This is a genomic window from Microbacterium sp. (genome assembly GCF_048259935.1).
Lineage (GTDB): Bacteria > Actinomycetota > Actinomycetes > Actinomycetales > Microbacteriaceae > Microbacterium.
Genome location: NZ_JBLXHF010000003.1, coordinates 310,732 through 334,844 on the forward strand (window position 1 = coordinate 310,732; position 24,113 = coordinate 334,844).

At 66.2% G+C, this 24,113-nt stretch carries 26 protein-coding genes; 18 read left to right on the top strand and 8 right to left on the bottom strand.

All coding sequences use genetic code 11. The features are described from left to right. The first annotated feature begins 5 nt into the window (after positions 1-5). Genes ACN0RC_RS07145 through ACN0RC_RS07155 form a run of 3 tightly spaced genes read left to right on the top strand, consistent with a single transcriptional unit; the run spans position 6 to position 2,774 of the window. Complete coding sequence (locus tag ACN0RC_RS07145) at positions 6-992, top strand: ABC transporter permease (RefSeq protein WP_417510204.1); 987 nt, start codon at positions 6-8, stop codon at positions 990-992. Then, complete coding sequence (locus ACN0RC_RS07150) at positions 985-2,022, top strand: iron chelate uptake ABC transporter family permease subunit (protein ID WP_417510205.1); 1,038 nt, start codon at positions 985-987, stop codon at positions 2,020-2,022. Before ACN0RC_RS07145 ends, ACN0RC_RS07150 begins: the two co-directional genes overlap by 8 nt. Continuing rightward, positions 2,019-2,774, top strand: coding sequence for an ABC transporter ATP-binding protein (locus ACN0RC_RS07155; protein ID WP_417510207.1), 756 nt, complete (start codon positions 2,019-2,021; stop codon positions 2,772-2,774). The genes ACN0RC_RS07150 and ACN0RC_RS07155 overlap by 4 nt, the downstream gene beginning before the upstream one ends. Before the next feature lie 12 nt (positions 2,775-2,786). Here the strand turns inward: ACN0RC_RS07155 and ACN0RC_RS07160 are convergent, their stop codons facing one another. The 3 genes from ACN0RC_RS07160 to ACN0RC_RS07170 all read right to left on the bottom strand — a co-directional run bounded on the left by ACN0RC_RS07160 (position 2,787) and on the right by ACN0RC_RS07170 (position 4,857). Then, a complete protein-coding gene (locus ACN0RC_RS07160; protein WP_417510209.1) occupies positions 2,787-2,996 on the bottom strand; it encodes a hypothetical protein in 210 nt (69 codons plus the stop codon). Positions 2,997-3,005: 9 nt separating this feature from the next. Continuing rightward, on the bottom strand, positions 3,006-3,974 hold the full coding sequence (locus ACN0RC_RS07165; protein WP_417510211.1) for a DNA-3-methyladenine glycosylase family protein: 969 nt from the start codon (positions 3,972-3,974) through the stop codon (positions 3,006-3,008). A 169-nt stretch (positions 3,975-4,143) separates the two neighbouring features. After that, the gene (locus ACN0RC_RS07170; protein ID WP_417510213.1) at positions 4,144-4,857 is read right to left on the bottom strand and encodes a winged helix-turn-helix domain-containing protein; all 714 of its coding nucleotides are present in this window, start codon (positions 4,855-4,857) and stop codon (positions 4,144-4,146) included. 327 nt (positions 4,858-5,184) lie between these two features. On the opposite strand from ACN0RC_RS07170, the gene ACN0RC_RS07175 reads away from it, so the two are divergent. From ACN0RC_RS07175 to ACN0RC_RS07190, 4 genes are all read left to right on the top strand, one after another. After that, entirely contained in the window at positions 5,185-5,493 is a 309-nt protein-coding gene (locus tag ACN0RC_RS07175) for a GNAT family N-acetyltransferase (RefSeq protein WP_417510215.1), read from the top strand. A gap of 213 nt (positions 5,494-5,706) precedes the next feature. Further along, positions 5,707-7,203 carry an MFS transporter gene (locus ACN0RC_RS07180; RefSeq protein ID WP_417510217.1) on the top strand — a complete coding sequence of 499 codons (1,497 nt, stop codon included), beginning with the start codon at positions 5,707-5,709 and terminating at the stop codon, positions 7,201-7,203. Positions 7,204-7,261: 58 nt separating this feature from the next. Next, the gene (locus ACN0RC_RS07185) at positions 7,262-8,416 is read left to right on the top strand and encodes an exonuclease SbcCD subunit D (protein ID WP_417510219.1); all 1,155 of its coding nucleotides are present in this window, start codon (positions 7,262-7,264) and stop codon (positions 8,414-8,416) included. Continuing rightward, positions 8,416-11,400, top strand: coding sequence for an AAA family ATPase (locus tag ACN0RC_RS07190; RefSeq protein ID WP_417510221.1), 2,985 nt, complete (start codon positions 8,416-8,418; stop codon positions 11,398-11,400). The genes ACN0RC_RS07185 and ACN0RC_RS07190 overlap by 1 nt, the downstream gene beginning before the upstream one ends. A gap of 6 nt (positions 11,401-11,406) precedes the next feature. Here ACN0RC_RS07190 and ACN0RC_RS07195 read toward each other — a convergent pair whose 3' ends face one another. Further along, a complete protein-coding gene (locus ACN0RC_RS07195; protein WP_417510223.1) occupies positions 11,407-12,357 on the bottom strand; it encodes an aldo/keto reductase in 951 nt (316 codons plus the stop codon). Positions 12,358-12,462: 105 nt separating this feature from the next. On the opposite strand from ACN0RC_RS07195, the gene nadE reads away from it, so the two are divergent. The 3 genes from nadE to ACN0RC_RS07210 are packed head-to-tail and all read left to right on the top strand — an operon-like array spanning position 12,463 to position 17,250. Then, the gene (gene nadE / locus ACN0RC_RS07200) at positions 12,463-13,281 is read left to right on the top strand and encodes an ammonia-dependent NAD(+) synthetase (protein WP_417510225.1); all 819 of its coding nucleotides are present in this window, start codon (positions 12,463-12,465) and stop codon (positions 13,279-13,281) included. 44 nt (positions 13,282-13,325) lie between these two features. Further along, entirely contained in the window at positions 13,326-16,793 is a 3,468-nt protein-coding gene (locus ACN0RC_RS07205) for a TM0106 family RecB-like putative nuclease (RefSeq protein WP_417510227.1), read from the top strand. A gap of 55 nt (positions 16,794-16,848) precedes the next feature. Further along, entirely contained in the window at positions 16,849-17,250 is a 402-nt protein-coding gene (locus tag ACN0RC_RS07210; protein WP_417510229.1) for a VOC family protein, read from the top strand. An 86-nt stretch (positions 17,251-17,336) separates the two neighbouring features. Here ACN0RC_RS07210 and upp read toward each other — a convergent pair whose 3' ends face one another. Then, a complete protein-coding gene (gene upp / locus ACN0RC_RS07215) occupies positions 17,337-17,969 on the bottom strand; it encodes a uracil phosphoribosyltransferase (RefSeq protein WP_417510230.1) in 633 nt (210 codons plus the stop codon). 77 nt (positions 17,970-18,046) lie between these two features. On the opposite strand from upp, the gene tadA reads away from it, so the two are divergent. Beyond that, a complete protein-coding gene (tadA, locus tag ACN0RC_RS07220) occupies positions 18,047-18,502 on the top strand; it encodes a tRNA adenosine(34) deaminase TadA (protein WP_417510232.1) in 456 nt (151 codons plus the stop codon). A gap of 171 nt (positions 18,503-18,673) precedes the next feature. Here tadA and ACN0RC_RS07225 read toward each other — a convergent pair whose 3' ends face one another. Beyond that, positions 18,674-18,985 carry a hypothetical protein gene (locus ACN0RC_RS07225; RefSeq protein ID WP_417510234.1) on the bottom strand — a complete coding sequence of 104 codons (312 nt, stop codon included), beginning with the start codon at positions 18,983-18,985 and terminating at the stop codon, positions 18,674-18,676. 78 nt (positions 18,986-19,063) lie between these two features. On the opposite strand from ACN0RC_RS07225, the gene proC reads away from it, so the two are divergent. Further along, positions 19,064-19,903, top strand: a complete 840-nt coding sequence (proC, locus tag ACN0RC_RS07230; protein ID WP_417510236.1) for a pyrroline-5-carboxylate reductase — start codon at positions 19,064-19,066, stop codon at positions 19,901-19,903. A gap of 1 nt (position 19,904) precedes the next feature. Here the strand turns inward: proC and ACN0RC_RS07235 are convergent, their stop codons facing one another. Both ACN0RC_RS07235 and ACN0RC_RS07240 read right to left on the bottom strand, forming a co-directional pair. Beyond that, positions 19,905-20,576, bottom strand: coding sequence for a potassium channel family protein (locus ACN0RC_RS07235; RefSeq protein WP_417510238.1), 672 nt, complete (start codon positions 20,574-20,576; stop codon positions 19,905-19,907). Further along, positions 20,569-21,999 (bottom strand): TrkH family potassium uptake protein, encoded by a 1,431-nt coding sequence (locus ACN0RC_RS07240; RefSeq protein ID WP_417510240.1) that lies wholly within the window; start codon positions 21,997-21,999, stop codon positions 20,569-20,571. Before ACN0RC_RS07240 ends, ACN0RC_RS07235 begins: the two co-directional genes overlap by 8 nt. Positions 22,000-22,093: 94 nt before the next feature. On the opposite strand from ACN0RC_RS07240, the gene ACN0RC_RS07245 reads away from it, so the two are divergent. The 6 genes from ACN0RC_RS07245 to ACN0RC_RS07270 all read left to right on the top strand — a co-directional run bounded on the left by ACN0RC_RS07245 (position 22,094) and on the right by ACN0RC_RS07270 (position 24,021). Next, the gene (locus ACN0RC_RS07245; protein WP_417510242.1) at positions 22,094-22,510 is read left to right on the top strand and encodes an ArsR/SmtB family transcription factor; all 417 of its coding nucleotides are present in this window, start codon (positions 22,094-22,096) and stop codon (positions 22,508-22,510) included. Between the two features lie 160 nt (positions 22,511-22,670). Next, positions 22,671-22,862, top strand: coding sequence for a helix-turn-helix domain-containing protein (locus ACN0RC_RS07250; protein WP_417510244.1), 192 nt, complete (start codon positions 22,671-22,673; stop codon positions 22,860-22,862). 136 nt (positions 22,863-22,998) lie between these two features. Then, positions 22,999-23,097 (top strand): 30S ribosomal protein bS22, encoded by a 99-nt coding sequence (locus tag ACN0RC_RS07255; protein WP_003792170.1) that lies wholly within the window; start codon positions 22,999-23,001, stop codon positions 23,095-23,097. A 68-nt stretch (positions 23,098-23,165) separates the two neighbouring features. Further along, entirely contained in the window at positions 23,166-23,468 is a 303-nt protein-coding gene (locus ACN0RC_RS07260; RefSeq protein WP_417510246.1) for a rhodanese-like domain-containing protein, read from the top strand. After that, positions 23,465-23,722 carry a glutaredoxin family protein gene (locus ACN0RC_RS07265; protein WP_417510248.1) on the top strand — a complete coding sequence of 86 codons (258 nt, stop codon included), beginning with the start codon at positions 23,465-23,467 and terminating at the stop codon, positions 23,720-23,722. Before ACN0RC_RS07260 ends, ACN0RC_RS07265 begins: the two co-directional genes overlap by 4 nt. Further along, positions 23,719-24,021: a Dabb family protein gene (locus ACN0RC_RS07270; RefSeq protein ID WP_417510250.1), complete on the top strand. Its 303-nt coding sequence runs from the start codon at positions 23,719-23,721 to the stop codon at positions 24,019-24,021. The genes ACN0RC_RS07265 and ACN0RC_RS07270 overlap by 4 nt, the downstream gene beginning before the upstream one ends. Positions 24,022-24,113: the final 92 nt, after the last annotated feature.

Genomic DNA, 24,113 nt, shown 5'->3' on the forward strand with positions numbered 1-24,113 from the left:
CAGAGATGAGTCGCACGACACCGGACAGCCTCCCGCGTACGCGCGGGAGGCTGTTCGACCCCGCATTGCTGATCGGCATCGCCGTTGTGGCGCTCCTGCTGGTCGCCTCGCTGTTCATCGGCGTCTACGACGTCTTCGGCGCCGAAGACGGGGCGGAGATGTTCGCGATCACGCGCATCCCGCGCACCATCGCGCTGATGCTCGCGGGCGCAGCGATGGCGATGTCAGGCCTGGTGATGCAGCTGCTGACCCAGAACCGCTTCGTCGAGCCGACCACGACCGGAACCACCGAATGGGCAGGCCTCGGACTGCTCGCGGTGATGATCCTCGCGCCGGCAGCGGGCATCGCGGCGAAGATGACTGGCGCTGTCATTGCGGCGTTCATCGGCACGATGGTGTTCTTCCTCTTCCTGCGGCGCGTGTCGCTGAGGTCATCGCTGATCGTGCCGATCATCGGCATCATGCTCGGGGCGGTCGTCGGCTCGATCTCGACCTACATCGCGCTGCAGACTGACACGCTCCAGAGTCTCGGCGTGTGGTTCGCCGGCAGTTTCACCTCGGTGCTGCGCGGACAGTATGAGGCGCTGTGGATCGTCGCCATCGTGGGTGTGGTGATCTTCATCGTCGCCGACCGGTTCACTGTCGCAGGTCTCGGCGAGGAGATCTCGACCAACGTCGGCCTGAACTACAACCGGGTCGTGCTGCTGGGCACCGCGCTCATCGCTGTGGCCACGGGCGTCGTCACCGTGATCGTCGGGAATCTGCCGTTCCTCGGCCTCATCGTGCCCAACATCGTCTCGATGGTCCGCGGCGATGACCTGCGCAGCAACCTGCCGTGGGTGTGCCTGCTCGGCATCGCGATCGTGACGGTCTGCGACATCATCGGACGCACGATCATCATGCCGTTCGAGGTGCCAGTGTCGCTGATCCTCGGAGTCGTGGGCGCGATCGTCTTCATCGCCCTCCTGTTGAAGCAGCGTCGTCGTGCTTAGGGCCGCACCGGTGATCCCGCAGTCCGCACCACGACATGCGGGCGCCCTGCCGAACGGACGTGCCCGCCGCAAGTACTTCGTGATCCTCGGCATCCTGATCGTGATGGCCGTCGGCTTCGCGTTCGGGCTCCTCGCCTGGGAGAACCCGATGCCGGTCGGCACCGAGGGCTTCTGGCTCATCGCCCAGATGCGCGGCACCAGCATCGTTGTCATGGCGGTCGTCGCCTTCTGCCAGGCGATCGCGACGGTGAGCTTCCAGACGGTGACCGAGAACCGCATCATCACGCCGTCAATCATGGGGTTCGAGGCGCTCTACATCTCTGTGCAGACGGCCGGGGTGTACTTCTTCGGCATCGCAGGCCTCGTCGCGCTTCAGGGCAACGTGCAGTTCGTGCTGCAGATCGCCATCATGGTTGGGCTGTCGGTGCTGCTGTACGGCTGGCTGCTGTCCGGACGCTACGCGAACCTACAGGTCATGCTGCTGATCGGCATCATCATCGGAGGCGGTCTCGGCTCGGTCTCGGCGTTCACGCAACGCCTGCTGACCCCGAGCGAGTTCGATGTGCTCACCGCGCAGATGTTCGGCAGTGTCTCGAACGCTGACCCGGAGCAGCTGCCGATCGCGATCCCGCTGTCTCTGGCCGCCGGCATCCTGCTCTGGTCCGGCTCGCGCCGGTTGAACCTGCTCGCCCTCGGCAAAGACATCACGATGGGACTCGGAATCAATCACCGCCGCGAGCTGATCCGCACGCTCGTGCTGGTGTCGGTGCTGATGGCAGTGTCGACCGCCATGGTCGGTCCGATGACCTTCCTCGGCTTCCTCGTGGCGACTCTCGCGTATCAGTTCGCCGACACCTACGACCACCGCTACGTCTTCCCGATCGCCGTGCTGACCGGATTCGTCGTGCTCTCGGGCGCCTACTTCGTCATGAAGAACCTCTTCTACGCGCAGGGCGTCGTCTCGATCATCATCGAACTCGTCGGCGGAACCCTCTTCCTCATCGTCATTCTCAGAAAGGGCCGACTGTGATCTCTCTCACCTCAGTGCGCAAGGCATACAGCGACGAGGTCTCGATCGGTCCGGTCGACCTGCAGATCCCCGCAGGGGGAGTGACCGCGCTGGTGGGACCGAACGGTGCCGGCAAGTCGACGCTGCTCACGATGATCGGTCGCCTTCTCGGGCTGGATGCCGGAACGATCGAGATCGGCGGATACGACGTCGTCCGCACGCCGTCGAAGGACCTCGCCAAGATCGTGTCGGTCCTGCGCCAGGAGAACCACTTCATCACGCGGCTCACCGTGCGTCAGCTGGTCGGGTTCGGACGCTTCCCGCACTCCCAGGGACGACTCAACGTCGAGGACGAGCGGGTGATCAGCGAGGCGATCGACTTCCTCGGTCTCTCAGAGCTGGAAGGACGCTACCTCGACGAACTCTCCGGAGGGCAGCGGCAGCGGGCATACGTCGCGATGGTGCTCGCGCAGGACACCGACTACGTGCTGCTCGACGAGCCGCTCAACAACCTCGACATGCGCCACTCTGTGCAGATGATGCAGCATCTGCGTCGCGCGGCCGCCGAGCTCGGGCGCACGATCGTGATCGTGCTGCACGACATCAACTTCGCCGGCCACTACGCCGATCACATCTGCGCGGTCAAGGATGGCCGCGTCGTACGCTTCGGCACGCCGGACGAGATCATGACGGATGCTGTGCTCAGCGACGTCTTCGATACCCCAGTAGAGGTGATCGACGGTCCGCGCGGGCGATTGGCCGTGTATTACTGAAGCTCTGACAGGTTAGAGCTCGATGCCGCGTGACTCGTCGTTGACACCGACGTTGCCGCCCTTGCGCGACTCGACGGCGAGCAGCCAGCCCACCGAGATGATGGCCGCGAGCAGAAGCCCCAGCCAGACGTTTTGCAGAATGAGCCCGATCACGATTCCGAGCACGACGAGCACGACCGTGCCGCCGAGCCAGGTCCAGCGCTGCTTCTTCGTTCCCGCCATGGTGTCAGCCTAGCGGCGGCGATGATCCTCGGGGGCGAGGCGCGGTCCGCGGCGGGGCTCGACGATGCCACTGGCGAGGATGAGACGGATGACCCGCTGGCGGTTTCCTCGCCAGGGCTCGAGGAGCTCGAGCATCCCGTCGTCATCTACGCGTGATCCGGTGAGAGCGAAGCCAACCTGGTGCGCGAGATGGTAGTCGCCGACGCTGACGGCATCCGGATCTCCGAGCGCGCGAATGCGCGTCTCGGCAGACGTCCATGCGCCGATGCCGGGCAGGCTGGTGAGCGCCCGGTCACGGTCATCGCCGGTCTCGGCGGCGATCACGGCATCCGCGATGCGCTGCCCGCGTTCGGCTGAGCGGACAATCGCACGCGACTGCGGAGGCTCGACACCGGCGCGATGCCAGGCCCACGAGGGGATGTCGCGCCACCCGTCGATTGTCGGAGGAGCAAACATCGGCCGGGGAGTGGGGCCGGGCGCGCGCTCGCCGAAACTCGTGACGAGCAATCGCCACGCGCCGAACGCCTGGTAAGAGGTGACCTTCTGCTCGAGAGTCGCACTCGCGAGCGCATCGAAGACGAGGTCGGTGCGGGTGAGCCGCGTGCTGGCCGTGCGCCGAGCGACGGTGGCGAGAACCGGGTGGGTAGAGACGTTGAATTCGGTCGCCTCATCGGCTGCACCGCAGAGTCGGGGGAGCTGCGTGAGCGCCCAGTCTGCGCCGGGGCCCCAGGCAGTGGCGTGGATCCCCTCCGGAGACTGGCGCAGCGCCAGGGTCGCGATGCCATCGGGAGTACGGGCCGCGCGCCAGAGTGCCCCGCCATCGACGAGCATCGTCGGGTCCTTCGGGCCGCGCATCAGGACGCTGACTGTGCGGAACAGGTGCAGCGGGTGTGCGGGACGATAGATCGTGGTCAGTGGGGTGGCGCGGGCTGATGAGGTCGCCGGTGCGGATGCTGCGGCATCCGCTGTCGTCGTCATGCGAACACCCTACGCCTCGGCACTGACGCCTCGTCACGGACAGCCGCTGGCGCGCTGCTCGCGCCGCCGGGAGGTGGCGCGAATCGTCGCCATATCGCGGGGGAGGCGCCCATCTGCGACCCCTGCGCGTCCGGAAATGCGTGCGACGCGTCGAGTCCGCTGCGCGTCTTCAGAAGCGGTCGGGCGAGGGGGTGCCGTGGCCGTAGCGGATGACGACGTCGGCGTGGCGATCGAAGCGGTAGCCGACACCGCGCACAGTGCGAACGATGTCCTCGTAGCGCCCGAGCTTGGCGCGGAGGCGACGCACGTGCACATCGATCGTGCGCTCGCCGGGAGTCTCGTCGTCGGGGGACTGCCACAGTGCTTCGACCAGCTCGGAGCGCTCGATCGTGCGTCCCTCACGCAGCACGAGGTACTGCAGCAGCTCGAACTCCTTGTACGTGAATGCGGCGGAGTCGCCATCGATCAGCACGCGCTTGCGAGAGATGTCGACCGTGACGCCGTAGTCCTCGTCCTTTTCTTCGGACTCGGTGGCGGCCTTGGCGCGGGCGACGGCGCCGGGCTCCTGCAGTGCGAGGCGCACGACGTCGAGGTCGCGACCGCCGGATCCATGCGGTGCCAGTGCGACGGTGGCGTGGGTCTCGGCGCCCGGGGCGAGCTCAGCGAGAGTGCGGCGCAGGGCATCGACGAGAAGCGGCAGGCTCACTCCGGCTTCGGCCGCCTTGATCTCGTCGAGACCGACGTAGAGGGCGAAACCGCGAGGTGAACGGGTAGCGGGAAGATCAGCGGGGCTCGTGGGCGTCGCGGCGGCGGTGATCGGCGGAACGGCGCGAAGGTGAGGGGCGCGAGTTGCGGGACGCTCGAGGAGGGCAATGTTCGACATGATGATGAGTCCTTGGGAGGGTGAGCCGATGCGGCTCGGATGCGTTGCAGGAATGACCCGGAGGGCCGAGAGCGAGCACGCAGGTGGGTGCTCGGTGGCTCAGGCGTCGCAGATGGCGAAGGGCTGAGCCGGGCGGTATGACTGAAGGATCAGCGACACATTCGGCAACACATGCCAACGCGACCGGGCATCATCATCCCGGCAGTCCTGTTCGCCTCCTGGGCGGACAAAGGGCGTGCGTTGGTGGTCATGGGTTGGATTATGTCTGAGAATGTCGCACGGTGTCAAAACGAGTCCGGATGTGACGGGGTGGCCTAGCGTGGAGCCATGACGAATTCCACGATGGTTGACGGGTTCCTCATCACCGATGAGAAGGATGCTTCGCGCTACACGCTCATGCGTGACGGACAGCTGGTCAGTGCTCTGGATTATCGCGATGACGGCAAGACGATCGCCATGACCAGAGCCTTCACTGTGCCGACATTCCGCGGCCACGGCTATGCGGCGCGCGTTGTCGAGGGCGCGGTCGCCGACCTCGAGAGCCGTGGCGATCGAAAGGTCGAGCCGGTCTGCTGGTACGTCGCAGAGTGGTTCGCTCAGCATCCTGAGCGCGCCGGCATCCTGCGTCGTTCCTGACGCAGAAGAAGACGTTCCCGACGCAGAAAATGTGACGCTCTGTTACGCGACCCCGTTCGTCGGGTAGCGGTCCGTCAGCGTCTCCCCAGCATCCAGACGATACAATTGACGTCTGCTCAGCGACGTTAGCTGAGGTGGCCAGCTGCTCCTCTTCGAGCGTTGGTCCGAGGCTTGAAACCTCCGGCATCCTCATCAGACACCGGAGGTTTTTCCATGTCTTCATCCGTGCGTTCCCGCTCTCTGCGCTCCCACCCCAAAGCCAAATGGTGGGCGCTGTTCGTCATCTCGCTGACGCAGCTCGTCGTCGTCCTCGACGGCACCATCGTCAACATCGCGCTGCCCCAGGCGCAGATCGCCCTGAACATGGACGATCACCTTCGTCAGTGGGTGGTCACGGCATACGCCCTCGCATTCGGGGCCTTGCTTCTGCTCGGCGGACGCATCGCTGACTACTGGGGTCGCAAGCGCACGTTCATGGTCGGCATGATCGGGTTCGGGCTGGCATCGCTGTACGCCGGCATGGCCGTTGCCGGGTGGGAACTGATCCTCGGACGCGCCCTGCAGGGCGTCTTCGCCGCCATGCTCGCGCCCGCTGCCCTCGCGCTGCTCACCACGCTCTTCCCCTCCGGCAAGGACCGCAACGTCGCCTTCGCGGTGTTCGGCACGGTCGCGGGTGCGGGAGCAGCAGTAGGCATGGTGCTCGGCGGGTTCCTCACCGAGTTCTTCGACTGGCGCTGGTGCCTGCTGGTCAACCTCTTCTTCGTCATGATCGGTCTTATCGGCGGTGGACTGTTCCTCACTGAGAGCAGAGCGGACGGAGACAACCGCTACGACCTGTGGGGTGCGCTGTTCGTGACAGCGGGCCTCGGCTCGCTCGCCTACGGCTTCAGCCTCGCCGAGACCGGCTGGACGAGTCCGCTGACGATTACGTTCATCGTGCTCGGGATCGCGCTGCTGGCCGTGTTCGTGTGGGTGGAGATGCGCGTCAGCAATCCGCTGCTGCCGTTGCGCGTGGTGACGCACAGGGTACGCGGTGGAGTCTTCCTCATCCAGGCCGTCGCTGGCAGCGTCATGATCGGCGCGACGCTCTATCTCACCTTCTACCTGCAGATCGTGCTCGGCATGGGTGCGCTGGAAGCGGGCGTCGCGAGCCTTCCGCTGCCGCTGGGCACAATGGTTCTCGCCGGGCTCGCCACGAAGATGCTCGGCAGCATCGGCCCCCGCCCGATGCTGATCGGCGGTCCGCTCGTCGTCGCGGCCGCGCTGCTCTACCTGTCGTTCATCACTCCGGGTGGCAACTACTTCGTGCAGGTCGCGCCCGCACTGCTGGTGATGGGAATGGGCATGGCGTTCGTCTTCATCCCGCTGCAGAACGTCGCACTCACCGGTGTCGCACCGCATGATGCGGGTGTCGCCTCTGCGGTCACCAACTCGGCCATGCAGATCGGCGGATCGATCGGGCTATCGGTGTTCACCGCGGTGTACGCGGCTGTCGTCGCAGGTCCGGAGCCCGCCTCGCCCGGCGCGCTCACGGCGGGCTACGGCGGCGTCTTCGTCGCCGCTGCGATCGGGATGCTGGTGGCGTCCGCCATTGCGATCACGACGGTGCGCGGGCGCAAGGAAGATCTGCTGCCGCGCGGATCCGTTGCAGACGATGCGCCCGCCGCGCGCTTGTCGGACGACACCGACACGCTTTCGACAGTGCGCTGATCCGGATGCCGCGGCACGCCTCTGGGCGAATGTCCGAGGCCCTCCGTACGGTGTGAATATGCGAATCCTGCACACCTCCGACTGGCACATCGGCCGGACCTTCCATGGCAACTCGACCATGGATGCTCTGGCCGAGGTGCTGGCGACGCTGGTCGAGCAGGTGCGAGAGAACTCTGTCGATGTCGTGATCGTCGCCGGCGACGTGTTCGACTCTGCGACGCCGGCGGGTTCCGCCTACACGCTCCTGGGCGACACACTCCTTGCACTGCACGACACGGGCGCGCAGGTGATCGTCACAAGCGGCAACCACGACTCAGCGGCTCGCCTCGGCTTCCAGGCCGGACTGCTGCGTGAGGGCATTCACGTGCTCACCGACCCGCTGGCGGTGGGCGAGCCGGTCACGATCGCCGATGAGACAGGTCCCGTGCACTTCTACGGCATCCCCTATCTCGAACCGGCGATCGTGCGCCAGCACTGGCGGGGAGCTGCCCTCAAGACACAGGCGCAGACGATGGCCCACGCGATGGACCTCGTCCGTTCCGAAATGGGCGCGCACGAGGGACGTTCGGTTGCGATCGCGCACTGCTTCGCAGCCGGTGTCGACGCCACGGTCGGCCTTGAGCGCGAAGTCCGACAGGGCGGACTCGATGTCGTCCCGCTCGAGGTCTTCGACGGGCCGGACTACGTCGCTCTCGGACACATCCACGGGCGGCAGGCGATCAGCGATCGAGTGCGGTACGCGGGTGCACCGCTGCACTACAGCTTCGGCGAACAGCACAAAGAGCGCGGATCCTGGTTGATCGATCTCGATGCATCCGGACTCGCGTCCGTCCAGTGGCTCGCTCTGCCGGTGCCACGGCCTCTGGTCACGCTCACCGGCACTCTGGACGAGATCCTCTCTGCAGAGAACGTCGCAGCGCACGCTGACGCCTGGGTGTGCGCGGTCTACACCGACGCGCTGCCGCAGGCAGAGCCGATGCGCCGCGTGAAAGAGCACTTCCCGCACTGCGCGATGGTGCAGCACACTCCGGCTTCGGGGCGTGAGGCGAAGGAGCATTCCTATGCTGCGCGACTGAAGACCGCCGTCACCGACACCGATCGGATCGAGGCATTCCTCGAACACGTGCGCGCAGGACAGGGCCCGAGCGAGCGCGAGAGCGAGCTCATCCGCGAGGTGCTCGATGAGCGCGCAGTCGCCGAGGCTCTGGTCTAGTGCGCCTTCACCGTCTCGAGATCGAGGGCTTCGGTCCGTTCCGCACGAGGCAGATCGTCGACTTCGACGGATTCGCGGGCGACGGCCTCTTCCTGATCGCGGGACGAACGGGTGCCGGCAAATCGAGCATCCTGGACGCTGTCTGCTTCGGCCTGTACGGGTCAGTCCCGCGCTACGAGGGCGGCGAGAAGAGGCTGCGCAGCGATCACTGCGAACCGGGCGATCCGAGCGAAGTCGTCGTCGAGTTCAGCACCACCTCCGGGCGCTACCGGGTGATCCGCTCACCCGAATACGAGCGCCCAGCCAAGCGTGGCGGTGGGCTGACCAAGCAGGCATCCGGGGTGCAGCTCGATGTTCTCGAGGCAGATGAGTGGATCACCCTCGCTGCCAAAGAGAAGCGGGTCGCCGATGAACTCGATGAGATCCTGCAGCTGAGCCGAGAGCAGTTCCTGCAGGTGATCCTGCTCGCACAGAACAGGTTCGCCCGGTTCTTGCTCGCCGACAGCAAAGAGCGCCAGGCGCTGCTGCGGCGGCTCTTCGGCACGGAGCGCTTCGAGGACGTGCAGTCGAGATTCGAGTCACGACGGCGCGCGGCCGAGTCTGCGCTCGCCGGAGTCGCAGCCACGGTGGGCGCACGCATAGATGAGGCCGAGCGCGTGGTCACCACGGCCGACCTGTGGGGCGAACACGGTCACGCCGATGGGCAGCCGGTCGCGATCGATCTGAGGCTTTCGGCGCTGCATGACGCGTTGGCGCGTGCGGTGTATCAGGTCGAGCGTCGGGGCACCGAGCGTGATGAGGCCGAGAAACGACTGACCGAGGCGGATGCCGCACTTGCGGCTCTTCGTGACGACCAGAAGGCGCAGCAGGAACGTGATCGGGCCAGGGCAGCCCTGGCACGGTTGGAGGCGGAGCAGCCTGAGATCGATGAGGCCAGCGCGCAGCTGCGGCGGGCCCGAGAGGCCGAGGTACTGCTCACGACGATCACCGCAGCCGAGCGAGCACTCGAAGCGCACGATGCGGCGGTCGTGCAGCAGGTCGAAGCGCGCGAAGCCTGGGTCGCTGCGGGCGTCGAGCTCGACGACGTGAGCGCCTCCGCTCTGGAGGAGTGGGCCGCCGATCGCACTCAAGAGATCGGTGCCTGGCGGCACGCCGCAGAACTCGAGCAGAACACGGATGCTCTGACCGCAGAGTTCGCCACGGTACAGGCTGAGGTCGATCGGGCCTCTGCGCGTGTGGAGGCTGCCGAAGCGGCGCACGCAGAACAGCCGGGCCGCCTTGCGGAGCTGACCTCGCAACGAGATGCAGCCCGGCGCAGTGTCGATCGCATCGACGACGTTGCGGCCGCGCTGACCACGGCGCAGACAAGACGCGAAGCTGCTGTGCAGGTGGAGTCCCTGGGTGCCGAACGCGCTGCCGCCGAACGTGTGCTGGTCGAAGCCTCTGACGCTCTGGCTGCGCAGCAGAGCGCGCTCGCGCAGCTGCGCCGACGACGTCTGGACGGATTCGCCGGCGAACTCGCCACCGCGCTCACCGATGGTGAGCCGTGTGCAGTGTGCGGGTCAACGGTGCACCCGTCGCCGGCAGCGCACAGCGATCCGGTCTCGGCTGACGACATCGAGCGCGCGGAGGCCGAGCGGGATGCTGCGGTCGAGGTCGAACGAGCAGCGCACAACCGTGTGTCCGAGGTCCGAGCCGCACAGGCCGCCGCCGCCGCGCGCGCAGAGGAGCGCACGGTCGAGACTGCGTCTGCAGAGCTGGCAGCCGCGCGTGACGCCCACACCGCGGCGCAGCAGGCGGTCGCCGCTCTCGACGCGGCCGAGCGGAAACTGACGGAGTTCTCCGCGCAGTCCGCTGAGGTTGAGAAGGAGCGGACCGACGCGGCCACTGCGCGGGCGGCCGCGACCGAGGCGCTCGCCCTGGTCGCCCAGCGCCGCGATGAGGCACAGCGATTGATCGCCGAAGCGCGAGGTGATGCGGATTCTGTCGGTGCGCGTATCGCGGCAGTATCCAATCTCATCCGCACGGCACGCGCGTTCGCCGATGCTCTCGAGGAGCAGGTTCGTCGTGCCGCCGTGCTCGCCGACGCACAGTCCGCTCAAGTCGAGGCCCTTGCTGACTCCGAGTTCGACGACGCGGCCAGCGTGCGTGCGGCGCTCCGATCGACATCCGACCAGCAGGCGCTTGACGCACGCATCACCGCACACATGGTGCAGCGCACGAAGGAGCGCGAGATCCTGCTCGCCCTCGAGATGCGGGTTCTCCCGGAGGAGCCGCTTGACCTCACTGACGTCGAAGAGGCCGCGGCGACCGCGCGCTCGGACTGGAAGGCTCTGGTCGATCTCGCCGGGCGGGCACAGGCCACTGCTGAGCAGCTCAGCAGTCTGATCGAGGCTGCGCAGACCGCCCATGCACGAAACGCGCAGCAGCAGGCGGACTTCGAAGTGCTCCGCGGCCTCGCGGACACGATCGCAGGGCGTGCGGGCAACACGCACAAGATGACGCTCGAGACGTTCGTTCTGGCAGCCGAGCTCGAAGAGATCGTCGACACGGCGAACCGGCGCCTCAGCGATATGTCGACGGGCAGATATCGCCTGCAGCATTCCGATGCGCTCGCGGCGCGCGGTGCAGCATCCGGCCTCGGCATTGTGGTGTTCGACGCGTTCACCGGCCAAACGCGCCCGGCGCAGTCGCTGTCGGGAGGCGAGACCTTCCTCAGCTCACTTGCGCTCGCGCTCGGTCTCGCCGAGGTCGTGACGGCACGTGCCGGCGGCATCCAGCTCGACACCCTGTTCATCGACGAAGGATTCGGATCTCTCGATGCCGACACCCTCGAAATCGCCATGCGCACGCTCGACGAGCTGCGCTCCGGCGGACGCACCGTCGGCATCATCAGCCACGTCGAATCCATGCAAGAGCAGATCCCCGCACAGCTCGTGGTTGAGCAGACTCAGGCCGGCCCGAGTCGCATCCGCAGCCGCTGATCAGGCTCAGACGCTGGCGGGGCTCCACTCTGAGACGGTGTTCAGAGCCTGCACCTCGTCGGCAGTCAGCTCGAGTGTTGCGCCCGCGAGTAGGTCCGTGACCTGCTCCACGCGCGAAGCACTCGCGAGGGGAGCAGCAACCGTCGGCTGTGCGCGGAGCCATGCCAACGAAACCGAGGCGATCGATGCCTCGTGCGTTCCGGCAATGTGCTCGAGCTCGGCAAGGATGCGAAGACCGTGCTCCGTGGCGTACTTCGCGGCGCCCTCGGCGCGAGGAGATGAGCCCGCGGCATCCTGCGATCGGTACTTGCCAGTGAGGAATCCGCTGGCCAGCGCGTAATACGGCACGAGCCCCATTGCGAACTCCTCGGCCACGGGAATGATGCTCGCCTCGACATCTTCGCGGTGCACGAGGTTGTAGTGCGGCTGGATCGCGACCGGCAGCGGCACTCTCGTCTCCTGCGAGATCGAGATCCACGAGCGGATGCGGTCGGCGGAGTAGTTCGAGACGGCGATGTTGCGCACGAGCCCGTCGGCGACGAGCTGTCCGAATGCGGCGACGGTCTCCTCCAGGGGAGTCTCGAGATCATCGAAGTGCGCGTAATACAGGTCGATCGAGTCGAGGCCGAGGCGCTTCAGTGAAGCTTCGGCAGCGGCGCGGACGTTCGACGCGGAGAGCCCGCGGAAGTCCGGATGACTGCTCACCTTGGTCGCGATCGTGAGGCCTGATGGCTTGCGCGAGGCGAGCCATTCGCCGATGAGTGTTTCGCTCTCGCCGCCGCTGTTGCCCGGCGCCCAGGCGCTGTACCCATCGGCCGTATCGATGAAGTTTCCGCCACCCGCGGTATACGCGTCGAGGATCTCGAAGGAGGAGTCGCGGTCGGCTGTCCAGCCGAACACGTTCCCGCCGAGGGCGAGGGGGAAGACATCGAGGTCGCTGCTGCCGAGGAGGGTCATTGTGCTCGCTTTCACGTGAGGGCGGGGTACTTCGATTCTCTCGTATGCCCGGGTGTGCGGCGCCAAGTCTCGCCGTCGTCACACCGGTCGGGCGATACTGGATGCATGACACTTCAGCAGGAGATCGCTCAGACTCTCGGTGTGCAGTCGGAGATCGACCCCGCGGTCGAGATCGAACGACGGGTGCAGTTCCTCGTCGACTATCTCGTCAAGACGGGAGCATCCGGGTTCGTGCTCGGAATCTCGGGCGGCCAGGACTCCACCCTCGGCGGCCGGCTCGCCCAACTCGCTGTGGAGCGCGTGCGCGCAGAGGGCGGTGCGGCCGACTTCATCGCCGTGCGACTGCCGTACAAGGTGCAGTACGACGCGGCAGACGCGGTGGCGGCCATCGAGTTCGTCGCTGCTGACCGCGTCGTCGAAGGGAACATCCAGCACGGTGTGGACGGTGTCGAGACGGATCTCGAACAGGCTGCCGGCGCATCGATCTCGGATTTCAATCGCGGCAACATCAAGGCGCGCGTCCGCATGGTGACGCAGTACGCGCTCGCCGGTCACGATGGGCACCTCGTCATCGGAACCGACCACGCCGCCGAGGCTGTCACCGGCTTCTACACGAAGTTCGGTGATGGCGCGGCCGATGTCCTCCCGCTCGCCGGTCTCACCAAGCGTCAGGGAAAGCAGCTTCTGCAGGAGCTGCAGGCGCCGGAGCGGCTGTGGACGAAGGTGCCCACCGCCGACCTTCTCGACGGCCAGCCGGGCCGTGCCGACGAGGACGAACTCGGAATCACCTACGAGCAGATCGATGACTACCTCGAGGGCAAGCCGGTGGATGCTGATGCCGCAAGCCGTATCGAACAGAAGTACCTGGCCTCCCAGCACAAGCGCCACCTGCCGGTGACCCCGGACGACGCGTGGTGGCGTTGACGCCGCACACGTCCAGTGTCTGAGCCCCCGGCTACTCTCGAAGCATGCGGATCGACACTCAGGCGCAGCGCGTCATCTTCAGCGCCAGCGACCTGAAAGCGGCGGCAGAATGCGAGTTCGCGTGGGCGCGGGCGATCGACGCGAAGCTCGGCCGCGTGCCTGCCGTTGAAGAGCCTGAGGATGCCACGCTCAAACGCGCGGCGGTTCTCGGAGACGCCCACGAGGTGAAGGTGCTCGAGGCATATCGCGAGCGGTTCGGGGCAGACGCCGTCCACGAGGTTCCGAAGGTGAACTCGGCCAAGCCCGAGCAGCTTTCTGCGGTCGTGGCAGAGACTCTCGCCGCGCTCCGGTCCGACGCCAAGCTGCTCTTCCAGGCCGCGTTCGCGACCGACGAGTTCGTCGGATTCGCCGACTTCCTCCTGCGCGAAGATAACGGCAGCTGGCGCGTGCAGGACTCCAAGCTCGCCCGAACCGCGCGGGTCACCGCTCTTATGCAGCTTGCGGCATATGTCGACCAGCTCGATCGGCTCGGCATCCCGCGCTCCGACGAGGTCGACCTGATCCTCGGTGACGGAACCATCAGCACGCACGCCGTCGACGATCTGCTGCCGCTGTTCCACGTGCGACGTGCGCGACTTCGCGCCCTGATCGCGGATCGCGATGTGGCGGCGGGGGCAGCGGGGCTGCCGCTGGCTTGGGGCGATGACCGGGGAAACCTCGAGATCACTGCCTGCGGTCGCTGCGAGACCTGCAGCCAACAGGTCGAGGCCTCGCGCGACCTGCTCATGGTCGCGCGGATGCGCCCTGTGCAGCGCACGCGCTTGCGCGACGCGGGTATCGAGACGATCGACGCGTTGGCCGAGGCGGTCGATGTTCCCCGCGGGATGAACGGCGACACCTTTGATTCGCTTCGGGCACAGGCCCGACTGCAGCTGAGGGCCGATATCGACGACGCCCCGACCTTCGACGTGTATCACCCAGAGGCCATCCACACGCTGCCGCGGCCGAGCCAGGGCGACATCTTCTTCGACTTCGAGGGTGATCCGCTCTACACCGAGCCCGCGTCGGGCGGACACGCGCAGTGGGGCATCGATTACCTGTTCGGCTGGGTCGACAACGACGATCAGTACACCCCGCTGTGGGCGCACAGCTTCGCCAACGAGAAGCGGGCGCTCGAGCTGTTCCTCGACTTCGTCAATGTCCGCAGAGCCTCGCACCCCGACATGCACATCTATCACTACGCGCCGTATGAGACCTCGCACCTGGTCGCGATGGCGTCGCGCCACGGCATCCGCGAAGGCGAGGTCGACAAGCTGCTGCGCGAGGGCGTTTTCGTCGATCTCTATCCGCTCGTCCTGCGCACCGTGCGGGTGGGTTCTCGGTCGTACTCGATCAAGAAGCTCGAGCCGCTGTACATGGGCGAAGAGGTGCGCACGAGCGATGTGCAGAAGGGCGACGATTCGATCGTGCAGTACGTCGCGGCTCGTCAGTTCGCAGCAGTGGGGCAGACCGATGAAGCAGATGCCGTGCTCGCCGATCTCGCCGATTACAACCGTTACGACTGCGTGTCGACCAGGCGCCTGCGCAACTGGCTGATCGAGATCGCCAAGGAGAAGGGCGTCAATCCCGCACCTCCTGACGAACCGGACGCGGTGGTTTACGAACCGTCTCCGCGCTCGGTCGCGCTGCTCGCCGATGCCGAGAGCGACGTCGAGCGTGGGGGAGACGGTGAGGCGCACCGGGTTGCGGCGGCGGCGATCGACTACTTCCCGCGTGAGGCGAAGAGCTTCTGGGTGGCACACTTCCAGCGGCTGCGCGAGCCTGTCTCGATGTGGGATCAGACCCGCGATGTCGTCAGAGTGGATGCCTCAGCCTCCGTGGTCCGCCGGGAGTGGAGTGTCGAAGAGGGGCGACGGGTCATGTCACGTGAGATCGAGATCCGTGGCGACGTGTCGCCGGGAACAACGCTCAACGAGGGAGGCGAGCCGTTCGCGCTCTACCCATTCCCCGCACCGTTCGTTATCGATGCCCCGTCGCGGGCAGTGCACGTTCCCCGCGTGGTCAAGATCGTCGCGGTGCTCGAAGACGGTTACGTGGTGGCAGAGAACGCGGTAGACGGACAGACGTGGGACGAACTGCCGATCGCCCTCACCCCGGCCGCACCGCCGCGCGTGGCGTCGTTGCAGGATGCGATCGATGAGTGGGCGGATGCGGTGCACCAGGCGGCTCCGTCGTTCCCCGCTGACGCGGCGACCGATGTCCTCCGCAGGGTTCCCCCGCGCACTGTTTCAGGCGCAGGACTGCCGCCTGCCGACGGCGACGTGATCGATGCGATCGTCCGCGCGGTGCGCGACCTCGATCGCAGCTATCTTGCAGTGCAGGGCCCTCCTGGCACAGGCAAGACCTATACCGGCTCTCATGTCATCGCACGGCTCGTGAACGAGTACGGCTTCAGGGTCGGGGTCGTTGCGCAGTCGCACGCCATCATCGAGACGCTGCTCGGGCGAGTCGTCGCCGCCGGAGTTCCCGCGGGACAGGTGGCGAAGAGCCCCAAAGAGAAGGGGAGCGATCCGGTCTACACTCCGATTCCGAAGAACGGCATGGCCTCCTTCTTCCGGGAGCGCGAAGGACAGGGCGTCGTCGTCGGCGGAACCGCTTGGGACTTCAGCAACATCACCCGGGTCGAGCGCGGGGCGCTGGATCTCATCGTGATCGACGAGGCCGGCCAGTTCTCGCTCGCCTCCACGATCGCCGTGGCCGCCGGCGCGAAGCGGCTGTTGCTGCTCGGAGACCCGCAGCAGCTGCCGCAGGTCAGTCAGGGAGCCCACCCCGAACCGGTCGATACTTCGGCTCTCGGATGGGTGATGGACGGCGATGCTGTGGTGAAGCCCGAGTACGGGTACTTCCTCGATCGCAGTTGGCGGATGCATCCGGCTGTCGCAGAACCCGTGTCACGGTTGTCTTACGCGGGGCAGCTGGCGTCAGCATCCGGTACCGAACAGCGCGTGATCGACGGAGTCGAACCGGGCGTGCACGTGCTCCCATTGCGGCACCGCGGCAACGCGACGCAGTCGGTCGAAGAGGCTGAAGAAGTCGTGCGGCTCGTGCGTGACCTGTTGGGCCGCGAGTTCACCGAACAGGATGCCGCGCCGCGCCCTCTCGAGCAGGCCGACATCATCGTGGTTGCGCCGTACAACGCGCAGAAGCAGCTTGTCCTCGACGCGCTGGCCGCGGCGGGATTCGGTCAGGTGCCCGTGGGGACTGTCGACAACTTCCAGGGCAAGGAGGCGGTGGTGTCGATCACGACTCTCGCCGCATCCAGCGGTCGGGATGCGCCGCGTGGTCCGGAGTTCCTGCTGCTGCAGAACCGGCTGAACGTCGCGATCTCACGCGCACAGGTCGCCGCATACTTGATCTACTCGCCCGCATTGCTCGACGACCTGCCGCGCACACCCGAGGGCGTCGCGCGGCTCAGCGCGTTCGCACGCCTCGTCGGCGCCGACCGCGACTGAGAGCCGCCGCTTCGCCGACGCGAAGGGTGTCGGAGCCCACTGTTAGCGTGCGGGCATGACACCGCAACATCACACACTCAACTACACCGAGCTCACCGTGACGGACCTCGCCGCCGCTATCGCCTTCTACCAGGCCGCATTCGGCTGGACCTTCGTCGACTATGGTCGCGACTACGCGGGCATCGCATCACCGCAGGGGGATGGTGAAGAGGTCGGCGGGCTCCTCAGATCCTCCGAACCTCGTGCACAGGGCGGCCCGCTGGTTCTGCTGTATTCCGACGACCTCGACGCGAGCGCAGAAGCGATCGTCCGCTCCGGTGGCACGATTGTGCAGAAGGCATACTCGTTCCCGGGTGGACGACGGCTGCACTTCGCCGATCCGAGCGGCAACGAGCTCGGCGTCTGGGCAACGCAGCAGCAGCGGAACCGCGAGACGCTCCAGAATCAGGACATGTGACCGAGGTCAGGACGATTTGTCCAGATTCTCCTGATGTCGGGGACTCCTCCTGATTTCGAGCGCCCGAGGATGGCGCCCGAGCCAGCTCAGACGGTGCCGTACAACCGGTCGCCGGCGTCGCCGAGGCCCGGGACGATGTAGCGGTTCTCGTCGAGGCCCTCATCCAGCGCGCCGAGCACGATCGTCACATCGCGGTCGCCCACGAGCTTCTCGATCGCTTCGAGGCCCTCGGGGGTGCCGAGCAGGCAGATCGCGGTGACATCCTTCGCGCCCCGGTCGAAAAAGAACTGGATCGCCGCGGCGAGCGAGCCGCCGGTGGCGAGCATCGGGTCGATGGCGAAGCACTGACGATCGCTGAGGTCTTCAGGCAGACGCTCGGCGTAGGTCGTCGGCTCGTACGTCGTCTCGTCGCGCACCATTCCGAGGAAGCCGACCTCGGCCGTGGGGAGAAGTTTCACGAGCCCCTCGAGCATGCCGAGACCTGCGCGCAGGATCGGCACGACGATCGGGCGCGGCTCGGAGATCTTCACGCCCATGGTCTTGGTGACAGGTGTGGTGATCTCGATCGGCGAGACCTTGACGTTCCGCGTCGCTTCGTAGGCGAGCAGGGTCACGAGCTCTTCGGTCAGCTGGCGGAAAACCGGCGACGGGGTGCGCTCATCGCGCAGCACCGTGAGCTTGTGAGTGATGAGAGGGTGGTCGGCGACGTGGACACGCATGTCTACAGAGTAATGCGCCCGGGGCATCCGCACGATCCGATCCGCAGGGCGGATGCTCCGGGAACTAGGCTCGACGCATGAGACGCGCCGACGACTCCGCCATGCGGCGCGCCCTCGCGCTCGCCGCAGAGGCAGCGGCCGCAGGTGAGGTGCCCGTCGGTGCTGTCGTCCTCGACAGCGCAGGTCGCATCATCGGCGAGGGCCGCAACACTCGCGAAGAAACGCACGATCCCACCGGGCACGCCGAGGTCGTGGCCCTCCGTCAGGCTGCGGCATCCATCGGCTCATGGAATCTCGAGGGTCACACCCTCGTCGTCACTCTCGAGCCGTGCGTGATGTGCGCGGGAGCGATCCTGCAGGCGCGGGTCGGCCGTGTCGTCTTCGGCGCGTGGGATGAGAAGGCGGGAGCAGCAGGCTCGATGTACGACGTGCTGCGGGACCGCAGGCTCCCGTACCGTGCCGAAGTGGTCGGCGGGGTCGAGGCGGATGCCGCAACCGCGCTGCTTCGCGAATTCTTCGAGCCGCGACGCTGAGAGTGCTGAGGTGCGCGCAAGTCACAACGCGCGCGCAGGTGACACCTCACGACGAGGCGTGATGACCGAGGTGGCGCAAGTAGTCGCCAAAGCTGAGACTTAGCGGCCAGGTGCGACCCCGCAGCCTCACAGCCTCGCAGCCCCGCCTGCCCGCCGCCCCGCGCGCGACGCTCAGTCCGCGGACTTCAGCACGAACACATCGGTCGAGGGCTCAGGATCGAGCGATGGCCGGTAGATATCCGGCTGAATGCAGATCGTCCGCGCAGAAGGGACGGTCTTGCGGATCTGCTCCTCGATCTCCTCGATGCTGTCCGCGACATCGCGGACGGTCTTCTCCGCGGGCAGCGCGATCTTCGCAGTGACGAGAAGGTCATCCGGCTCGATCACGTACGTCTTGAGGCTGATGAGCTTCTCGACTTCGGAGCATCCCAGGATGGCATCCATGATCAGGTCGAGGTCGTGTTTGCTGGCGGATCCGCTCATGCCGCGAGTCTAGTTCGGGCGGCTGCGATCCGCAGGAGGCACTGCGGCGGCGTCGGACGCCGTGCGTAGGATTGCGGCATGGCCCACTCTCTTCCTTCTCTGGCATTTCTCGGCGCAGGATCGATGGGCGGTGCGATTCTGCACGGCGTCGTCGCATCGGGCGTCCCTGTCGACGGCGGCATCATCGCCACCAACCGCACGGCGGAGAAGGCCGCCGCGCTGGAAGGGCTGGCGAACGTCACGGCTGTCGCGCTGGAGACCTCGCCGGAGGGAAATACGGATGCCGCGGCATCCGCTCGCATCATTCTGGTCGGCGTGAAGCCGGCCATGGTTCCCGATCTGCTCCGCGAGATCGCGCCCGTCCTGCGCGACGACGCGATCGTCGTCAGTCTCGCCGCCGGCGTCACTCTCGCGACGTTCGCTGAGGGCCTGGGGAATAAGGCCAGAGTCATCCGTTCGATGCCGAATACGCCGGCAACCGTCGGAAAGGCCGTCACCGGCCTCGCCCGCGGTGCGGCAGCCACGGCCGAGGATCTCGCGCTCGTCCGGCAGCTGTTCGAGCTCGTCGGAGCCGTCGTCGAGGTGCCGGAAGAGAAGATCGACGCGCTCTCGACGATCTCCGGTTCGGGGCCGGCGTATGTCTTCCTGCTCATCGAGGAGCTGACCAAAGCGGCGATCGGCAAGGGCTTCGACGAAGCAGATGCGCGGCTCATGGCGGAGCAGACCTTCATCGGCGCGACGGCACTGCTCGAAGCATCCGATGTCGACCCCGCCGAGTTGCGCAGACGCGTGACGAGCCCGAAGGGCACGACCGAGCGCGCGGTTGCGGTGCTGCAGGGCGCACATCTCGACGAGGTGTTCGCCAGAGCAACGGATGCGGCGCTGGAACGCGCGAAGGAACTCTCCCGCGGGGAGTGAGTCAGCGATCGAGCGCGGCGAAGCGCTCGATGTCGCTGTTGGTGCCCGACGCGATGATGAGGTCGTGGTTGGTGATGACGGTGTCGGCCTCGGCGTAGCGGAACGGCTTGCCGGGCGTCTTGACGCCGACGACCGTGACCCGGTACTTCGTGCGCATTCCGGATTCCTGCAGACTCACACCGCGGATGAACTTCGGCGGGTACATCTTCGCCAGCACGAAGTCGTCGTCGAAGCGGATGAAGTCGAGCATCCGCCCGCTCACGAGGTGCGCGACGCGCTCGCCGGCTTCGCGCTCCGGGTAGATGACGTGGTTGGCGCCGACGCGCGCGAGGATCTTGCCGTGCGACTGCGACACCGCCTTCGCCCAGATCTGGGGGACCTTGAGGTCGACGAGGTTGGCGGTGATGAGAACGGATGCTTCGATCAGCGAACCGACCGCGACCACCGCGACCTGGAAGTCCTGCGCGCCGATCTGCTTGAGCGCGTCGATGTTCCGCGCATCGCCCTGCACGGTGTGGGTGACCCGGTCGGACCACTTCTGCACGAGCTCGAGGCTCTCGTCCATGGCGAGCACTTCGCGGTCGAGCCGGTCCAGCTCGCCCGCGCATGCGGCACCGAAGCGCCCGAGTCCGATGACGAGGACAGGGGCGTCGCTGCGGAGGGATTCAACCAACGATCGGCCTTTCGACGGGCAGCGAATACAGCTGCGTTCGCGTCGTCGCGGCGACCGCCGCGGCGAGAGTCACTGTACCAACGCGCCCCATGAAGATGGTCAGGGCCATGACGTAGACAGCGGGATCGGGGAGGCTTTCGGTCAGTCCGGTGGTGAGCCCGACCGTGCCGAACGCCGAGATCACATCGAAGAGCACATCCTCGGTGGAGGCTTTGGTGATCTGGGTGATCACGACTGTCGAGAGGGCGACGATCGTGGCTCCCCACGCGACGACGCTGAGGGCGACACGCTGCACGTCGCTGGGGATGCGACGCCCGAACGCCTGCACGCTCTGGCGACCGCGAGCCTCTGACCAGACAGCGATCGCGAGCACGGCCAGCGTGGTCACCTTGATGCCGCCGGCGGTGGAGGCGGACCCGCCTCCGACGAACATGAGCATCGAGATCGACAGTTTGGACGACCCGTTCAGATCGCTGATATCGATCACGCTGAATCCGCCGGAGCGTGTCATCGTCGACAGGAAGACGGACTGGAAGGTCGTATCCGCGGCATCCATCGACCCGAACGTCTTGGGGTTGTCGAATTCGAGAATGACGAAGACCACGGCGCCGAGGATAAGCAGGATCGTGGTCGTGATCAGGGTGAGCTTGGAGTGCAGCGACCAGCGCTTCGCATGGAAGCGGTGCTTGGCGAGGGTGTAGATGACGGGGAAGCCGATGCTGCCGAGGAACACCCCCACCATGAGCACAGTCAAGACGAAGTAGTCGTCGACGAACTCCACGACTCCGGTGGCATTCGGCGCGAAGCCCGTGTTCGTGAACGCCATTGCCGAGTAGAACGGTGCCTCCCAGAGGGCGGTCAGCGGGTGGATGCCGGCCATCACGAGACCCGGATACAGCAGGAGCGCGAGGACGAGTTCGATGACCAGCAGCGACATCGCCACCGTGGTCAGCAGCTGGCCGACTTCGCCGAGGCGCACAGTCTGACCTTCGTTGACCACGCCGCCATGGGCGCGCAGCGGGTTGCTGTCGCCGGCGGCGAGCAGCTTCGCGCGCAGGCCGAGCTTCTTCGAGATGACCAGACCGAGAACGGATGCCAGGGTGAGCACACCCATTCCGCCGATGTTCACGCCGAGGAAGATGAGCACGTGTCCGAACGGCGACCAGTGCCCTGCCATGTCGACTGTTGCCAGCCCCGTCACGCAGATCGTGGAGACGGCGGTGAACAGGGCATCGCTCAGCGGGGTCACGGTGCCGGCAGTCGAGGCGATCGGCAGCGAGAACAGCGCCGTGAACAGCAGAATCAGCGACGCGAAGATGAGGATCGCGAACCGCGAGGGCGACGAGGTGATGAAGCGGCGCACGACGTGCCACAGGTCATGCGTGCGCGCGCGAGACGAAGCCGACCAGCCGATGCTCGACATCCGGCCCCCTCGAAGTCGTCTGCAGTCGCTCGGCGCCGGTCACGACGAGCCTTCGTCATGGTACTCCGGCCGCGGGGCGACTACCCTGATCATCATGACGGACATCTTCGACGTGATCGCAGACGGCACGAGGCGCGACATCCTCCAGCTCCTGCTGCGACGGTCCACCGAAGGTGACGCCGGCACCAGCGTCTCACAGATCGTGAGCGAGCTCGGGGTCAGCCAGCCCACCGTCTCGAAGCACCTCAAGGTGCTGCGGGATGCCGAACTGGTCAGCGTCCGCGAAGACGGACAGCGCCGGTTCTACAGCATCGAGGTCGAGCCGCTCGAGGTCGTCGACGACTGGCTGGTTCCGTTCCTGGTCGACGCATTCGGCGAGAGCGCTCCGGAGATCGACTTTTCCTTCCTGCCGATTCCCGATGGTGCCAGCCACGCGGCCGAGGTCGTCGGTCGTGCCGCGGCATCCGCAAAGCATGTCGTCACGACCGCGCTCAAGCGTCTGGGCGCATAAGTCGAACCCCCCTCGCGCGCAGGCCGCGCGCGGCCCTGTCGCGCACCTTCTGCCTCGGTGACGACAGCGCTGTCGTCACATGGATCACATTCGCCACATGGGTTTACACGCGTCCCGACTTCCCCATAGAGTTGGGCATCAGCAGAAAGGGGTACAGGGCATGCCCGATGTTCCCGAGGTTCGATTCTTGACCGTCGCAGAGGTCGCAGATCTCATGCGCGTGTCCAAGATGACCGTCTATCGCATGGTGCACGCAGGCAGCCTTCCGGCGATCCGTTTCGGCCGCAGCTACCGTGTGCCGGAGAGCGCGGTCACCGCAGCGCTCCAGCGTCCCATCGCCGACGTCGGCTGACGCTGGCAACCAGTGAATGTGAATCATGGACTTCGCATGCCTTCGCGTTTGCTAAACTGATCCGAGGCATTTTCCGTGCCCGTACCCGGGTGTCCGATTTTCTGTGACGCCCAGCCCCTGACTTAGTGAGGTTTCCGTGGGTTCAGTCATCAAGAAGCGCCGCAAGCGCATGGCGAAGAAGAAGCACCGCAAGCTGCTTCGCAAGACTCGCCACCAGCGCCGCAACAAGAAGTAAGCGGCTACACGAACGCCTGTCTACGGACGGGCGTTTTGTGTCTCTGCGCCCAGGAAGTCGAGGAATCCATGAAGTCGATCACCATTGCCGAGCTCGCTGCGCGCGAGGACACACCGCTCATCGATGTGCGCGAGAAGGACGAGTTCGCCGCCGGGCACGTGCCCGGGGCCGTGAACATTCCGATGTCTGAGATCGGAAACCGTCTGGACGAGCTCCCCGAAGGCGCGTTCGACGTCATCTGCCAGGTCGGCGGGCGCTCCGGACGCGTGGTGCAGGCGCTCGAGCCGCGCGGCTACGACGCGACGAACGTCGAAGGCGGCACCGGCGAGTGGATCGCAGCGGGTCACCCGGTCGAGGTTCCCTCGGCGTGACCACGATCACCGTCATCGGCAGGCATGGGTGTCACCTGTGCCCGACGGCGCTCGGAATCGTCGAAGAGGTCGTTGCGGCTCTTCCCGATGACACTGCCGACGACATCGAGATCGTAGAGCGGTCGATCGACGACGATCCGACCCTGTATGAATTGTGGTGGGAGAAGATCCCCGTCGTGCTGATCGACGACGAATTTCACGCGCAGTGGCGGGTATCGCCCGATCGGCTGCGCCAGAGACTGGAGAAGATATGACGCTTCGTCACGTGGTCACCTGGAAGCTCGCGAGTGAGGATGCCGCGGAGCGCGGCGCTCAGGCGGCCGAGATGGCAGAGCGCCTGAATGCTCTGGACGGCGTCGTGCCCCAGATCCGCTCGATCTCGGCGGGCGCGAACACGATCTATCCCGATGCGAACTGGGACGTGACGGTCGTCGCAGATTTCGATTCCGTCGCAGATCTCGAAGCATATGCCGTTCATCCGGCTCACGAAGAGGTCGCCGTCTACATCCGCTCGGTTGTGGCATCGCGAGTGGCCGTCGACTTCGAGGTCTGAGCCGATCCGCTCGCTGAACCTGTCGAAGTGCGCGGGCGAAACGCAAACGTAATCCGCGGATGCTGGGAAAAATGCGCTGCGCCGTGTCAGGA

Excerpts from the sequence above, each read along its gene's own strand:
- ACN0RC_RS07145 (WP_417510204.1), top strand. The coding sequence starts at position 6 with ATGAGTCGCACGACACCGGACAGCCTCCCGCGTACGCGCGGGAGGCTG.
- ACN0RC_RS07160 (WP_417510209.1), bottom strand. The coding sequence starts at position 2,996 with ATGGCGGGAACGAAGAAGCAGCGCTGGACCTGGCTCGGCGGCACGGTC.
- ACN0RC_RS07165 (WP_417510211.1), bottom strand. The coding sequence starts at position 3,974 with ATGACGACGACAGCGGATGCCGCAGCATCCGCACCGGCGACCTCATCA.
- ACN0RC_RS07170 (WP_417510213.1), bottom strand. The coding sequence starts at position 4,857 with ATGTCGAACATTGCCCTCCTCGAGCGTCCCGCAACTCGCGCCCCTCAC.
- ACN0RC_RS07175 (WP_417510215.1), top strand. The coding sequence starts at position 5,185 with ATGACGAATTCCACGATGGTTGACGGGTTCCTCATCACCGATGAGAAG.
- ACN0RC_RS07180 (WP_417510217.1), top strand. The coding sequence starts at position 5,707 with ATGTCTTCATCCGTGCGTTCCCGCTCTCTGCGCTCCCACCCCAAAGCC.
- ACN0RC_RS07185 (WP_417510219.1), top strand. The coding sequence starts at position 7,262 with ATGCGAATCCTGCACACCTCCGACTGGCACATCGGCCGGACCTTCCAT.
- ACN0RC_RS07195 (WP_417510223.1), bottom strand. The coding sequence starts at position 12,357 with ATGACCCTCCTCGGCAGCAGCGACCTCGATGTCTTCCCCCTCGCCCTC.
- nadE (WP_417510225.1), top strand. The coding sequence starts at position 12,463 with ATGACACTTCAGCAGGAGATCGCTCAGACTCTCGGTGTGCAGTCGGAG.
- ACN0RC_RS07205 (WP_417510227.1), top strand. The coding sequence starts at position 13,326 with ATGCGGATCGACACTCAGGCGCAGCGCGTCATCTTCAGCGCCAGCGAC.
- ACN0RC_RS07210 (WP_417510229.1), top strand. The coding sequence starts at position 16,849 with ATGACACCGCAACATCACACACTCAACTACACCGAGCTCACCGTGACG.
- upp (WP_417510230.1), bottom strand. The coding sequence starts at position 17,969 with ATGCGTGTCCACGTCGCCGACCACCCTCTCATCACTCACAAGCTCACG.
- tadA (WP_417510232.1), top strand. The coding sequence starts at position 18,047 with ATGAGACGCGCCGACGACTCCGCCATGCGGCGCGCCCTCGCGCTCGCC.
- ACN0RC_RS07225 (WP_417510234.1), bottom strand. The coding sequence starts at position 18,985 with ATGAGCGGATCCGCCAGCAAACACGACCTCGACCTGATCATGGATGCC.
- proC (WP_417510236.1), top strand. The coding sequence starts at position 19,064 with ATGGCCCACTCTCTTCCTTCTCTGGCATTTCTCGGCGCAGGATCGATG.
- ACN0RC_RS07240 (WP_417510240.1), bottom strand. The coding sequence starts at position 21,999 with ATGTCGAGCATCGGCTGGTCGGCTTCGTCTCGCGCGCGCACGCATGAC.
- ACN0RC_RS07245 (WP_417510242.1), top strand. The coding sequence starts at position 22,094 with ATGACGGACATCTTCGACGTGATCGCAGACGGCACGAGGCGCGACATC.
- ACN0RC_RS07250 (WP_417510244.1), top strand. The coding sequence starts at position 22,671 with ATGCCCGATGTTCCCGAGGTTCGATTCTTGACCGTCGCAGAGGTCGCA.
- ACN0RC_RS07260 (WP_417510246.1), top strand. The coding sequence starts at position 23,166 with ATGAAGTCGATCACCATTGCCGAGCTCGCTGCGCGCGAGGACACACCG.
- ACN0RC_RS07270 (WP_417510250.1), top strand. The coding sequence starts at position 23,719 with ATGACGCTTCGTCACGTGGTCACCTGGAAGCTCGCGAGTGAGGATGCC.